Below are 13,876 nucleotides of genomic sequence, written 5' to 3'. Positions count from 1 at the left end.
GGTAAACCCTTAGTGATTAGAATAACATCTTTTTTATAAAAAAACACAAGAAAAGTTAATGAATTTAATATTAAATAAAATACCCCTTCCTTTAAGGTAGGGGCGTAAAGTCTTTATTCCTTGATTGCTGCCTCTAATGCCACTTCAATCATATCATTGAATGTCACTTGTCTTTCTTCAGCTGTTGTTTCTTCACCTGTTAAGATGTGGTCACTAACGGTAAGTACAGAAAGTGCTTTCCGGTCAAATTTTGCGGCTAACGTATAAAGAGCAGTGGTCTCCATTTCGATAGCAAGGATTTGATATTTTGCCCATTTTTCAAGCTCGGCATTATCATTATAAAACGAATCTGCCGTGAAAATATTTCCTACTTTCAAATTAAGTCCTTTGGCTACTCCAGCATCATACGCCTTTCTTAGCAAATCAAAGTTGGCGGCTGGCGCAAAATCAACATGGCCAAAGGTAAGTCGATTCATATTTGAGTCTGTAGAACTAGTCATCGCTAAAATAACATCGCGGACTTTTACATCCTTTTGAATCGCACCACACGTACCAACTCTGATTAGATTTTGCACATTATAGCTATTCATTAATTCATTTACATAAATCGAGATGGACGGTACACCCATTCCGGTTCCTTGAACAGAAATTCTTTTTCCTTTATAGGTTCCGGTGAAGCCAAACATATTTCGAACCTCGTTATAACATTTTGCATCCTCTAAAAACGTTTCAGCGATATATTTTGCACGAAGCGGATCTCCTGGAAGTAATACCGTCTCCGCAATTTCGTTTTCTTTAGCTCCAATATGTACACTCATAAAAAAACCTCCTAACAATTGTCGGTACAATTTCATTCTGTACCATAGACACTATAACATAAACACTATTTAAGGAAAACCTCTCAGAGAAATAGACATGAATTTTTAAAATTGTGGGAAGCTATTGGTAAGTATTTAAGGAGGGATTAACCTGGGAAAAAAACATCGAAGTCGAGTAAACGGACAAAAAAAAAATAATCACATTCCTGCTGAGGCGATTGTAGCAGAACACGAAGCACATGCAAAAGAGCATAAAGCAACTGGAAGAAAGAGATGATCAAAAAAAGCACAAGCCTCCTTTGTGTATGGACTGAGGCACTTCATCTGAAATAAAATAAACCTAAGGAATTTTTCCTTAGGTTTACCGTTTGAGTAGTTTAGCAAAGCAAGATTCGATTAATGGGAAACCAGCCGCCGGGTTTCAGTTGAAAATAGTATTGACCGCCGCGACCTTCATCAATTAGGATGATATCTCCTGTTGAGAGGAACCTCCCGTTATAATTTGCAGGAATTCTGTCGGTAACATTAAAGCGGCTAAATGTTTCCTGCAAACATTGTTCACGATTATTCGCTGGGATAGTTGTTCGATAAACCTCTTTATGCCCTTTATGTTCGCGGTACTTTGGAGTTTGAAAGATCGTAACATCATACGGTATGCTGGCTCTTTTAGTTAATACCTTGATCATCATACACCTCCAATTATTAGAATTATTTATCTATTCTAATAATTGGCGATGATCATTGTCGAATCCTCCTTAGAAATCTCACTTTTTTTGTCGAATGGCAATTTTTTTTAAAAGTTAGACTGTTTCTTGTGAGAATTTTTCATATACAGCGCTTGCACAAACAAAAAGAGAGCAGGGAATGCTCGTCTCTTTTCATCATCTATCGTAAAAAGAAGAGACTTCTTGCCTCACTTTGATTAAATAGATTCTTATTCATCTTGTACTTCTTCGTCAATAATACTTTTTTCAATTAAGTATTCGAAGGTAATGTCTGCGATTTCTTCTAACTCTTCTTCGCTAGGAACGTATCCCCTTTTCACAAGCTCATGAAAGAAAAATTCGGCAATCTCTTCAGTATCGATAAATACTTCAACTTCTCTCATTAGCATCGCCCCCTTTTTAGTGAATGTATGATGTTTATAGCTTTTTCATGCTATTTAGTTTAAATAGCAATATACATTGATTAATTCTATGGATATTTTCTATTGAACAAATATTTTTAAGAAACGTACATGTCTTTTTCAGATTGGACAAGCATAGGATGATTGTAAAGAACTATATGAGGTGATTGGATGTCAAATTTACAATTGAAGCTTGAGGCATGGTTGGAAGATGTAAATCAGGAGGATGGCGTCACCCTCCGCCTATTTGAGAAGATTTTGGACATGATGTTTTTTCTCATTAAATGGGCCGGTTTACCGTTTGTTATTTATTTATTTATAATTATCACGAAGTGGTAATTAAACATGGCTTTTGCCATCATTACTTCCAAGACTTTCTAATTTTCTGAGAATCACCCGCATAACCTGATAGTACTCCTGATCTTGAAACATTTCATATAAAATCCGGTAATCATTAAATATATCCAATAAATTGTCAATTAATTCCTTTTTCTCTTTTTTTCGTTCGATTTCTTCAAATTCCGCTTTTCTTACCATACCCTGTAATTTTGGATTCTTTTCTATTTTTTCCTGTTTATTCACTAAGTATAAGAGACCAAGCTTTTGGATAAATGTATCAGCATTCTCAGCATCTGCTACAAGTGTCAGCTCCTCTTCGCCCGCTTCAAGCCATTCCCCATCACTAACCCTGGATAACTCATAAATGACATCTTCCCAGGCATCTTCTTTGTAGCGCCATATTTCTGTTCGAAAGCCAACCACTTTAAATAAATCGGCACCATAACCACTAACTTGAACTAAATCTCCGAAGAAAAACTTATATTCGATATCAATTTGTTCCTGTTCCATTACCAAGCCATCATATTCAGAAAGCAATTGCAAGGCTGATTCAATGAACAGCCCATCACTCTTATTTACTTCATATACATACTTCCCATCGAGCCATTTAACATCTGTTATCCTGCCGACAGTACCGTAAATTGTAATCACGACCGTGTCACCGATCTTATATTTCGGTTTTTTCCTGTTCGCCATGTCCTCCCATCCCCTTTAAATGAGTAGTCGTGAATTTTGATTACAATAGTATATGCACGGAAAGGATAAAAGCGCATGTCAATTGTAAAATGAAAAAATCGCCTCGAATTAAGAGGCGACAACAATTTCTACTTGATTTAGCTTTCTGTACTAATATATTGTTGCCAGACTTCATCAAAAACCGACATCGATTCCAAATAAGGTCCATTGAGTTCTAAATAAGAACTAAGCTCATGGTAATCATCTGCTGTTTTCGGGAAGGTATGATCCAAGTAAGCATCGTTTGCAAATTGACTAATCTCATCCATTGGGGCTGGATGTCTATATTTCATTAAAAAATGATAAAAGGATTTCCTCATATAAAATCGCCCATTTCATCCAGAATCACACTATTCGTTTTGCTAAGAAATACTATAACGAATACTTCCGGAATCGTCCAGCACATACATTAAGAAAACTCGCCAACTGGCGAGCCGTTTGACGAAGACAGAGGCGTAGTTGCACTGATGCCTGATAAGAAAGTTAACCTTCCCTATCAGCTGAAAAATCAAAATAATTCTTCTTCAATAACCTTGGAATCCCCATTAATTCTTCAAAGATAATCACTTTTCCCACTCGTTTGCAATCAATTAAAAACAAATGGTTCTCAATTTCCTTTACAATTGCTTCACTCTGATAAATCATGTCACAGTCTCTACAGCTATAGGTAGGAGTTGCGGTAATTTCAATTGCCCTCGAGCCATCGGGTAATTCCCAGAAAACGGAGTCAGTAATTAGCTCTACATTTCTGCTGTTGCACCATTCACATGCAATTCCCATGAAAGTCTTCCTCCTATTCCTGAGTTGGCTCAGCTGTATTATCTGCAATTGCCATTTCTTTACTTCCCTTTTCTTTCTCGACCAATGCCTGAAATTTTTTATCCTTTAATTCATCTCGTCTTCCGCGTTTATCTTTTAATGATGTATGGGCAGGATCGCTGTTGTAATCAATACGGCGATTTAGCCTTGTTAGCCCATCGGGAACCAGGTTAAAATGTCGATCATTCATAATTCCGGCAATTCCGGCAAGCGATCGCTTTTCTTCCATGTCAGGATAAATTTGGTGAAAATAGCCTTCTGCCCTGCCAGGAACATAATTTTCAGGCTCAGGATAGGACGTAATCACCCCTTCAAAGTTACGGAGGACAACCTTTTCTGGGCTTTGTGAAATTAAATAATTCGGTTGTAGAGCAATTTTCCCACCACCACCAGGGGCATCGACAACAAAGGTTGGAACAGCGTACCCACTTGTATGACCACGGAGACCCTCGATAATTTCAAGTCCTTTAGAAACAGGTGCGCGGAAATGACCGATTCCTTCTGAAAGATCACATTGATAAATATAGTAGGGGCGTACTCGAATTTTCACGAGATCATGCATCAGTCTTTTCATGATTGGAACACTGTCATTAATTCCAGCGAGGATAACCGACTGGTTACCAACTGGAACGCCTGCATTGGCAAGCAATTCACACGCACGTTTTGAGTCCTCAGTGATTTCGATGGAGGTATTAAAATGAGTATTTAGCCACACAGGATGATACTTTTTCAATATATTGCAGAGATTTTCCGTGATTCTCTGTGGAAAAACAACAGGTGCTCTTGTACCAATCCGTATTATTTCTACATGATCAATTTCACGTAAATTTTTGAGGATATATTCCAGAATATTATCATTAATTAAGAGACCATCTCCTCCGGATATTAAGACATCCCGCACCTGCGGTGTTTGCCTGATATAGGAAATGGCAGCATCAAGTTGCTTCTTCGGAACCCCCATCCCAATCTGTCCTGAAAACCGTCTTCTTGTACAATAGCGGCAATACATCGAACATTGATTAGTTACCAAAAAGAGGACCCGGTCAGGATAACGATGTGTTAAACCTGGAACTGGAGAATCTTCATCTTCATAAAGGGGATCTTCTAGATCATACTTTGTTTTATATATTTCCTTTGAAATGGGTACGGATTGCATTCTAATCGGGCAGCGTGGGTCATCGGGATTCATCAAGGATGCATAGTAGGGTGTAATATTTAAGGGGATTGTTTTCGTCGAAATTCTTACTCCCTCTTCTTCATCTGGAGTTAAATGAATTACTTTTTTTAAGTCATCCAAAGTTCGAATTGTATTCGTCAATTGCCATAGCCAATCGTTCCACTGCTCTTCTGTTACATCCTTCCAAAGCTCAATATCCTTCCAATGCCTTTTTGGTTTATATAAAAACTGTTTCATATCATTTCCCCCTATTCTCGCTTTATTTAAAAATATGCAAGAATTGTGCCAACTAACCAAAATAGCTACAGTACTTCATTTGAGCGGATATCCCTATTTTTCAAATCAAAATCCATAAAAAAAGCGCCGAAAACTCGGCAGCTTAATCCAGTGTTTTTTTCAGCTTATATTGCAAGGTTTGCCTCGGAATCTCTAAAAGCTTGGCAGCTTTATTTATATTCCCCTTACTTAAGTCAAGGGCATTCATGATTAACCTTTTCTCTACATCCTCTAAATTTTTACGTAAAGATAAACTCTCATTTGGATGAACCCTTTTTCCTTGTGAAGATGACGAAAGCTGTCTCAACATGATCGGCAACTCTTCAAGAGTAAGCCGCTCTTCCTCGCAGACATTCATCATGTACTCAATCGTATGTTTTAATTCACGCACATTCCCAGGCCATTGATAATCCATAAAAAATAATTCAAGCTTTTTTTCCACACCTTTAATGCTTTTTTTTAGTTTTCTATTAAATTCATAAATAAAGTAATCCGTTAAGTACAATATATCCTCTATCCTTTCTCTTAATGGAAAGAGGGAAAAAGTAAACACATTTAATCGATAAAAGAGGTCATTGCGAAGCTTTTGGTCTTGAAGGGCCATGGTAGGGTGCACATTCATTGCAGCAATCACACGCACATCAACGGAAATATTTTGTGAACCTCCCACCCTTCGAACCATTCCATCCTCTAACACGCGGAGCAGCTTTGCTTGGAGTTCAATCGGCATTGTATGTAGTTCATCAAGGAATAGGGTACCACCGTCAGCAAGCTCGAATAACCCTTTACGATCAACTGCACCGGTATAGCTTCCTTTCGCCGTGCCAAAGAGAATACTTTCCAGAAGGGTTTCGGGTATGGCTGCACAATTTTGGGCAATAAAGGCTCCGCCCGAACGAAGGGATTCATGATGAATGCCTTGAACAAATAATTCTTTCCCTGTTCCAGATTCGCCGTAAACAAGAATCGGAGAATCGGATTTTGCCAATTTCCTTGCTTCGTTCTTCATGCTAATAAAGGCTGGATTAACTGTCTTTAAATCACTTAATGTATAGCTTACCTGCTTCAATACTTTTTTCTTATTACTTTTATTAACCCCTTTTTGTAAATCTAATAATCTTTCTGATAGGAGCTTCATGCGCGAATAATCCTTCGCGATTTCTACAGCTCCAATAATTTCTTCGCCCAAAAAGATAGGCAGTGTCGTATTGATTGTATCAATTCTAGTCCCATGCAAATTCAGATAAACCTGTGTTTGATTGTATATCGGCTTCCCTGTCCTAATCACCATTAAAAGCGTACTAGACTCTTCTGACAGGGAGGGAAATGCGTCAATTAAATGCTTTCCCTGTACTTCCCTTACGTCCATACCATCATGCTTGGCAGCGACCTCATTGTAAAAAATTGTTTTTCCCTCTGTATTAACAACATGGATCCCTTCATCAATACTCTTAAGTATGGCTGTAAGAACTTCTTGCGTTAAAGCCGTTAATTGAACCATTTCATTCACCTGCCCTTCTTAACCGTTTTATTAGTGCCGAAATATTGGCATTTGAGCCGAAATTTTAGCAGTTTGCCAGATTCTTTACCCACATATTCATATTTTCTAGCTTGTCATAAATATAGCAATTATTCATTAGCCTGCCCCGGTATGAATATCCTAACTGAAATAACACCGCATTCATTCCGAAGGATAACGACCTTGCAATCGAGTAGGCACAAAAGATGCCATTTCGCTTCAATTCACTTTCTAGCTCTTGAAGAATAACCTTCATCAGTCCATATTTTCGGTGTTCAGTTAGTGTAGCACAATCCGTTAGTTCTGCATTTTTATAAAAAGTATTGATTTCGGCGGAAGCTGCACTGACTATTTTACCTTGGTGAAAAAAGACATAATAAATGGTCCCCTCCTGCATCGTTTTTTTTACGTATTCCGGGTCATGCAATGGGGTTGGATAAATTTGAAATATATGACGGTATAGAGCGGAAAGCTCAACTGCACAACTTTCATCAGCCTTTCTTAATTGGTATTCCTTTGGGGGTAGGATTTTTTCAATTGAATTATCCAATTGATAAATGCTATGGATCATTCCATCCTCGATAATCCAATGGTCATTTTTTTTTCGCTCGGGTGTGTAGAATTTTGAAAAAAAATGAGCATCTGAGCCAAGAAAATAGCGATCGACCACCGCCTCTGGCTGAAGGCCTTGTTCGAAAAAAAGAAGGAAGTCTTCATTACGACCTTTAATGATTAATTTTTCTGCCTTATGTTGCACAACGAGCTCCTCTGCCTTTTCGAGCAGTAATTTCGTATTTCCGCGATAATCATCAACACGAATTCTTTTATTAAATGGATCTAGATAAACTTCGAGGAAACAGCTACTTTCCTCAAGAAAAATGGTAGAAGCGGTTTGGTTCATTCACTTACCCTCCTTCATAACCTAAATAACTGATATCTAAAAAATGTCTGGCCTAGTTGTAAGCCAGACATTCCCCACTACTCAATTTTAGAACTGATTAACTTAAGCTTGTTCATTTCCTCGATGGCCAATTTAATTCCTTCCCTGATATTCTATTATTCTTTCCATATATTGCTATTATATCAATCTTTTAATGATAATGGAAAATATTGCTTACTAATTTTCATCAGAAGCTTCATCAGTCCCGCACCAACGCAATAGTGTGAGGGCAATAATCTCGCTAACTGCAAACATATCTTCAAGGACAATGTGTTCATTCGCATCGTGAGCAGTTTCTGTAATACCTGGACCGAAAACAACTGTGGGAGTGTTCCCGACACTGGAAAGGATGCCACCGTCTGTACCCCACGGACTTGCTTCAATGGTAGGATTATCCCCTTTTACTTCTATGAAACTCGTGGTAAGTTCATTGATTAAAGGATGATCACTGTCAAGACTGCCAGGAATCCATCGGCCCCCAAACCACTCAACTTGAACAGGGTTTTCAAAAAACCACTCATCTTGCTCATTCATTTCCTGCAAACATTCCTCCATTACCGTTTGCGCTGATTGAATGGTTTCTTCCGGGGATACCCCCATCCTACCCTCTAGGATAGCGGTGTCAGGCACCGAAGATGGCCATTCACCACTTAAAATCTTCCCGATATTAATTGGAATTGGAATGGGTATTTTTTCGAAGAGAGGGTCAGAGACCATAGCATTTCTATCTTTTTCTAATTGTTGTAACCTTTGAATAACCAAAACTGCCTTTTCAATTGCACTTACCCCTTCGTACCTTGTTCCACCATGTGCGGCCCTCCCTTTTACGGTGATTCGAAACCACATCGATCCCTGCTGTTTTGGAAATATTTTCATATTTGTTGGTTCAGGAATAATCGCCCCATCGGCTTGATACCCTCGTAATACCGCTGCAAGAGTACCTGCCCCGCCGCTTTCCTCCTCAATCACACTTTGAAAAATAACGTCCCCTTTAAGCTTTATTCCGCTTGCAATTAAAGACTCAAGCGCCATTAATAGAGCAACATTTCCCCCCTTCATATCTGTTGCTCCTCTTCCATAAAGCTTGCCACACTCAATCTCCCCACTAAATGGGTCATGTTTCCAGTTCATCTCATCTCCAACCGGAACTACATCAATATGACCATTTAAAATAATGGATTTTCCGCCTCCTGAGCCTTTTAACACTGCTACCAAGTTAGGATTTCCATCGAAGCTTTTACGGTCGCAGAAAAAGGCAGGGTGGTTTTTCAGTTTGCTGCCGTCTATTTCCCAAATATCGAGTATTAAACCCAGCTGACGGCATTTTTCGATAATGATCGCTTGGGTGCTACTTTCATTTCCCCTCGTGCTATTTTCCCGTACGAGTATTTGTAAAAGTCTAGCGCCTCTAGCACGATTTTCCTTTAGCCACTGCTTTATACGGATTTCATTTTTCACCAAATGTTTCACTCCTTTCAGCCATGGTCCCTGTTTAGTAAGATAGTTTACGGACATTTTCACAAATCTTAAATTCACATCCAGTTTTATTCATGACATAATCTAAATTATAAGGAGCAAACAGCTCAGTCAAAAGCAACCCTTCCTCAGTTACCTTGAAAACAGCTAAATCCGTGATAATAAGGTCAACACAAGCAGCTGATGTTAATGGTAGCGAGCAGTTGCTGACGATTTTCGGCTTTCCCTGTTTATCACAATGGCTCATGACAACAATCACTTTTTTCGCCTTTTGAGCAAGCTCCATCGCTCCTCCCATTCCGGGGACTTTTTTTCCTGGTACAATCCAGTTAGCAAGGTCGCCATATTGACTGACTTGTAGCGAACCTAAAATGGTAATATCCACTCTTCCTCTGCGAATCATTCCAAAGGCAATCGCACTATCGCAATATGAACCTCCGCTGTTCAGCGTGATTGGAAATCCTCCCGCATTGCATAAATTTTCGTCTTCTTCACCTTTGATGGGAGAGGGTCCCATTCCGGTAATACCGTTTTCTGCATGAAACATAACCTTAGTCCCTTTTGATAAATGGTTGGGTACGAGCGAGGGAATACCGATACCAAGATTGACAACCATGCCATTGGCAATTTCCTCCGCAGCCCTTTTGGCCATTTGGTTTCGACTATCTATTCCCATGCCCATTTCCAATTGACCCCCTTCGATGGAATCAGATAATCAACGAATACTCCCGGAGTAATGATTTCTTCCGGGTTAAGACTTCCGATTGGAACGATCTCTTCTACCTCTGCGATCGTTATATTTCCTGCCATCGCAACGAGCGGATTGGTATTACGGGCACTTTTGTCGTAGATTAAGTTTCCATACTCATCTGCCTTCTTCGCATAAACAATCGCCACCTCTGCCGTTAATGCGCTCTCAATCAGATAGTCTTTTCCATCAAGAATAAACCGGGGTTTATTTTTTGAGACCATCTCATTATCCATCCCGATATCAGATAAAACAGCAGCTAAACCAACACCACCCGCCCTGATTCTTTCGGCTAAGATACCCTGAGGCGAAAATTCCACTTCAAGCTTTCCGTCATGCATCAGTTGACCAGCAAACGGGTTTGAGCCAACATGCGAGGCAATCACTTTAACAGCTCTTTCGTGGCTTACTAATTTTCCGATGCCAATGTGTGGAAAACCTGTATCATTACCAATCAGTGTCAGCTCCCGAATACCTTTTTCAAGAATTCCATCAATGATTGTCGGTGGGGACCCAACCCCACCAAACCCCCCAAACATCAATGTCATTCCATCATGAAATAATTCTAAGACACTCGCTAGAGTTGTAATTTTCCCAAACGGATTTTCCATCTATTTATCACCAGCCATTCATGCGTTTATTTGGTTTGAAAAGTCTTCAAATGTTTCTGTTAATAATTGCACCAATAGATCAATTTCTCTTTCGGTAATTGTTAACGGAGGTGAAATAATGATGGAATCACCATTTATCCCATCGATTCCCGCACCCGCAGGGTAAACCAGGAGCCCTTTTTCCTTAGCTAAAGCCACCATTTTTTGTGTAACCAAAGCGTTACGAGGATATGGGAATTTAGTGCTTTGGTCTTCGACAAATTCTATTCCAAGTAACAAGCCTTTGCCGCGAAAATCTCCAATAAAAGAAAATTGATCCTTTAATTTTTCAAGCTGGTATTTCAAGTAATTGCCTCTGCCTTCTACTTTGTTGATTATCTTGTTTTTTTCTAAGTATTCCAGCACCGCTAAGGAAACGGCACAAGATTGGGGGTTGGCGCTAAAGGTATGACCGCTCATAACTGACTTTGAGCCAGATAATATTGGCTCCATAACCTTTTCACTCGCGACAGCTGCGGCAATGGGTGCATAACCTGCACCCATGCCTTTTCCTAACGCGACAATATCAGGAATAACACCCCAGTGCTCACATGCAAGCATCGTTCCAGTCCGTCCGGAACCCGTCATTACTTCGTCAGCAATAAAAAGGATGTCATGGTCTTCACAGATTTTTTTAATGATTTTAAAATAATCCTTTGGCGGTGCAATCGCTCCTCCTGCTGCTCCAATCACTGGTTCAGCCATGAAGGCTGCGATTTGATCAGCACCAATCCGCTTAATGGCTGTTTCTAACTCATGGGCACAAAGATAGCCGCAAGAGGGAGCTTCAAGGTTATAGGGGCAACGATAACAATACGGAGGGTTAATGACGGGAAAATCCTCCAACAGCGGAACAAATCGGGCTCTTCTGCTGGTATGCCCTGATAAGGACAGCGCTCCTAATGTTATGCCATGATAACTTACCCATCTCGATAACACCTTTATCTTCGTTTTAATTCCTTTTTCCTGCCAATATTGGATTGCCATTTTCATCGCCGTTTCTGTCGCTTCTGATCCGCTGTTAACAAAGAAACTCCAATTAAGATCCCCCGGTGTCCATTCGGCAATTTTTTTGGCCAGCTTCTCAGCTGCATCGCTCGTAAATTGTGAGCGATACACAAACGATACTTTTTTCGCCTGTTCCTGCATCGCCTCAATAATCTCGTTTACCCCATGACCAATATTGGCAGTAACCGCACCGGAAGCCGCGTCTAAATATTTTTTTCCTTCCTTATCAAATAAAAAGATCCCTTTGCCATACTCAATGACAGGGTATGTTTCATCAAGCACTGGTTTTATTAAAAATGATTTCTCCACTGGTGACACCACTTTTCTAATTAAATTAAGTCAAACCATATTAAAAGTGTATGATTCATATTTAGTTTCTTTCATCTTATTTATAGCTCATCAGTCTCATTAAATTTAATAGGCAATAGCTTGATGCTAAAGATAACAAGTAGGAATAAAACCTTTCTTTTTCTTTCTGCTACGATTATTATCGAATACTCTTAAATTACTTAAGGAATGAAATCTATGAATACATTAAAAAAATCTAGTTGAAACCGATAGATATTTACAATTATTTAGTAGATTATTTTTTACCTTTCGACTTTCATAATCTCTAGTTACATAAAACTAAATTCCTTTATGTATTTTTTTGCAACATTCTGAAAAACTTCTATTTAAAGTTATTTTATCAAATGAATAGGTAATTTGTAAAAAAAAACCTGTAAAAAATATTGTCCCTCATTCCTACCCCAAATAGAAAAGGCTGACGTTCGGAACGGATCCTTGCGTCAGCCTATTTCTTTTTAGCAAAAGTTCCAGCTTGCACCGATAATGATTAGCAAAATAAATAAGACGACGATTAATGCAAAGCCCCCAAATCCACAGCCCACTCCACATCCTCCAGCAGCAGGATATGCAGGGTAACCGCAACACCCATCAAATCCACCATATCCACCATATCCACCATATCCATACATACACATTCACTCCTCGAGTATTTGTTTCTTTCCAATGTTACTTTATGAACTAGATACTTGACCTGTATGTGCATTCGCCTATATTATGAGAGACAATGATAAATTTGTAGGTGATATGATGAAAACGATTTTGAAAAACTTTATTAATGGGATATTGACAATTGTGCCAATTATTCTTGTAATTTATGTTATTTATAAAACCTTCATGTTTTTAGACGGTTTGTTAGGTAATACGCTAAAGCCTTATTTCAGGGGAGATTACATCCCTGGCATAGGCTTGCTATCCACGATAATCGTGATTACCCTTCTAGGTTGGTTGTCTACAAAGTATTTTACTGGAAAAATCATCAAATTAATTGATCGTTTTTTCGAGAAAATTCCAGTTGTCAAAACCATCTATTCTGTTATAAAGGATACGGTTCAATCCTTCCTTGGCGATAAGAAATCTTTTTCCAAAGTTGCATTAGTTGTTATCCCGGGAACAGATATGAGAAGTCTCGGTTTTATCACATCGGAGCAATTAGAGGATTTCTATAGCCCGTTAAAGGAACATGTTGCTGTCTATATTCCACAAACATTCCAAGTTGCTGGATTTACGTTTTTAATCCCGAAGGACCAAGTGGAAATAATCAATGTCAAACCAGAGGATGCAATGAAATTTGTCCTTTCTGGTGGGATGACATCAACTGCTAAACAAAAGGAAAAGAATGTATAACAAAAAGCCGCACAATGCATGCGGCTCAGGCTGTCGAAAAACCTTCGACAGCCTTTTTTTTGTTACTTTAACATTTCACTGCTGTAATTTGTTGTAATATTATTCATGCAACATGTCTGTTGATTTGCGCTCCAGGCGCTTCGCTTTCCGCGGGCGTGCCGGGGAGCCTCCTCGGCGCTAATGCGCCTGTGGGGTCTCCCCTGCCCCGTACTCCCGCAGGAGTCTTCGCGCCTTCCGCTCCAATCAACAGGTGCAAATTCAATAATGTCCTCACACAACCAAAAAAATAAAAAAATAAGTGGTGAAATCTATGTTTAAACCAAGAGAATCTTCCCAAAGTGAATATGAATTTGTGTCTATTGATGAATTAGTTCCTGATCCCATTTAAAGTAAAATGCAAATAAGCACAAATACACGAGAGAAAAAGTTGAAGTAGAAACTCGTGAATACTTTGATGAATTAAATAAGGCTATTGAAGAGGATAGAATAAAGCATGGAAAAAAGCCATTAAAGGAAAAGGTAAGGTTAAATCGCTTATCTAAATCGGGAAAAT

At 39.1% G+C, this 13,876-nt stretch carries 16 protein-coding genes; 2 read left to right on the top strand and 14 right to left on the bottom strand.

Features of this window, described 5'->3' with window-relative positions; all coding sequences use genetic code 11:
• Positions 1–113: 113 nt before the first annotated feature.
• The 3 genes from deoD to RTR43_RS13420 form a co-directional block, all read right to left on the bottom strand.
• Positions 114–818, bottom strand: coding sequence for a purine-nucleoside phosphorylase (gene deoD / locus RTR43_RS13430; RefSeq protein WP_248737707.1), 705 nt, complete (start codon positions 816–818; stop codon positions 114–116).
• Between the two features lie 377 nt (positions 819–1,195).
• Complete coding sequence (locus RTR43_RS13425) at positions 1,196–1,507, bottom strand: YodL domain-containing protein (protein WP_312472597.1); 312 nt, start codon at positions 1,505–1,507, stop codon at positions 1,196–1,198.
• 245 nt (positions 1,508–1,752) lie between these two features.
• The gene (locus tag RTR43_RS13420) at positions 1,753–1,926 is read right to left on the bottom strand and encodes a YozD family protein (protein WP_248737709.1); all 174 of its coding nucleotides are present in this window, start codon (positions 1,924–1,926) and stop codon (positions 1,753–1,755) included.
• Between the two features lie 189 nt (positions 1,927–2,115).
• On the opposite strand from RTR43_RS13420, the gene RTR43_RS13415 reads away from it, so the two are divergent.
• Positions 2,116–2,283 (top strand): hypothetical protein, encoded by a 168-nt coding sequence (locus RTR43_RS13415; RefSeq protein WP_312472593.1) that lies wholly within the window; start codon positions 2,116–2,118, stop codon positions 2,281–2,283.
• On the opposite strand, the gene RTR43_RS13410 is transcribed toward RTR43_RS13415, so the two are convergent.
• The 11 genes from RTR43_RS13410 to RTR43_RS13360 all read right to left on the bottom strand — a co-directional run bounded on the left by RTR43_RS13410 (position 2,284) and on the right by RTR43_RS13360 (position 12,608).
• Complete coding sequence (locus tag RTR43_RS13410; protein WP_312472590.1) at positions 2,284–2,979, bottom strand: hypothetical protein; 696 nt, start codon at positions 2,977–2,979, stop codon at positions 2,284–2,286.
• A gap of 137 nt (positions 2,980–3,116) precedes the next feature.
• Positions 3,117–3,338 carry a YozE family protein gene (locus RTR43_RS13405; protein WP_312472588.1) on the bottom strand — a complete coding sequence of 74 codons (222 nt, stop codon included), beginning with the start codon at positions 3,336–3,338 and terminating at the stop codon, positions 3,117–3,119.
• 163 nt (positions 3,339–3,501) lie between these two features.
• On the bottom strand, positions 3,502–3,798 hold the full coding sequence (locus RTR43_RS13400) for a YokU family protein (RefSeq protein ID WP_312472585.1): 297 nt from the start codon (positions 3,796–3,798) through the stop codon (positions 3,502–3,504).
• A 13-nt stretch (positions 3,799–3,811) separates the two neighbouring features.
• Positions 3,812–5,251, bottom strand: a complete 1,440-nt coding sequence (kamA, locus tag RTR43_RS13395; RefSeq protein WP_312472584.1) for a lysine 2,3-aminomutase — start codon at positions 5,249–5,251, stop codon at positions 3,812–3,814.
• Positions 5,252–5,393: 142 nt separating this feature from the next.
• On the bottom strand, positions 5,394–6,791 hold the full coding sequence (locus RTR43_RS13390; protein ID WP_312472581.1) for a sigma-54 interaction domain-containing protein: 1,398 nt from the start codon (positions 6,789–6,791) through the stop codon (positions 5,394–5,396).
• Positions 6,792–6,855: 64 nt separating this feature from the next.
• Positions 6,856–7,710 (bottom strand): putative beta-lysine N-acetyltransferase, encoded by an 855-nt coding sequence (gene ablB / locus RTR43_RS13385; protein WP_312472578.1) that lies wholly within the window; start codon positions 7,708–7,710, stop codon positions 6,856–6,858.
• A gap of 216 nt (positions 7,711–7,926) precedes the next feature.
• Positions 7,927–9,207 (bottom strand): peptidase, encoded by a 1,281-nt coding sequence (locus RTR43_RS13380; RefSeq protein WP_396954578.1) that lies wholly within the window; start codon positions 9,205–9,207, stop codon positions 7,927–7,929.
• Between the two features lie 34 nt (positions 9,208–9,241).
• On the bottom strand, positions 9,242–9,907 hold the full coding sequence (locus RTR43_RS13375) for a 3-oxoacid CoA-transferase subunit B (protein WP_312472574.1): 666 nt from the start codon (positions 9,905–9,907) through the stop codon (positions 9,242–9,244).
• Complete coding sequence (locus RTR43_RS13370; RefSeq protein ID WP_312472572.1) at positions 9,892–10,584, bottom strand: CoA transferase subunit A; 693 nt, start codon at positions 10,582–10,584, stop codon at positions 9,892–9,894. The genes RTR43_RS13375 and RTR43_RS13370 overlap by 16 nt, the downstream gene beginning before the upstream one ends.
• Positions 10,585–10,602: 18 nt before the next feature.
• Entirely contained in the window at positions 10,603–11,940 is a 1,338-nt protein-coding gene (locus tag RTR43_RS13365) for an aspartate aminotransferase family protein (RefSeq protein ID WP_312472569.1), read from the bottom strand.
• Positions 11,941–12,434: 494 nt separating this feature from the next.
• Positions 12,435–12,608, bottom strand: a complete 174-nt coding sequence (locus RTR43_RS13360; RefSeq protein WP_312472568.1) for a YjcZ family sporulation protein — start codon at positions 12,606–12,608, stop codon at positions 12,435–12,437.
• Positions 12,609–12,726: 118 nt separating this feature from the next.
• On the opposite strand from RTR43_RS13360, the gene RTR43_RS13355 reads away from it, so the two are divergent.
• A complete protein-coding gene (locus tag RTR43_RS13355; protein ID WP_312472728.1) occupies positions 12,727–13,323 on the top strand; it encodes a DUF502 domain-containing protein in 597 nt (198 codons plus the stop codon).
• The last annotated feature ends 553 nt before the right edge of the window (positions 13,324–13,876 follow it).

The sequence above is a fragment of the Neobacillus sp. genome (assembly GCF_031988165.1).
Taxonomy (GTDB): Bacteria; Bacillota; Bacilli; order Bacillales; family Cytobacillaceae; genus Neobacillus; species Neobacillus rhizosphaerae.
The sequence above is the reverse complement of the archived record's forward strand: the minus strand, read 5'-3'. Positions and strand labels throughout refer to the sequence as shown.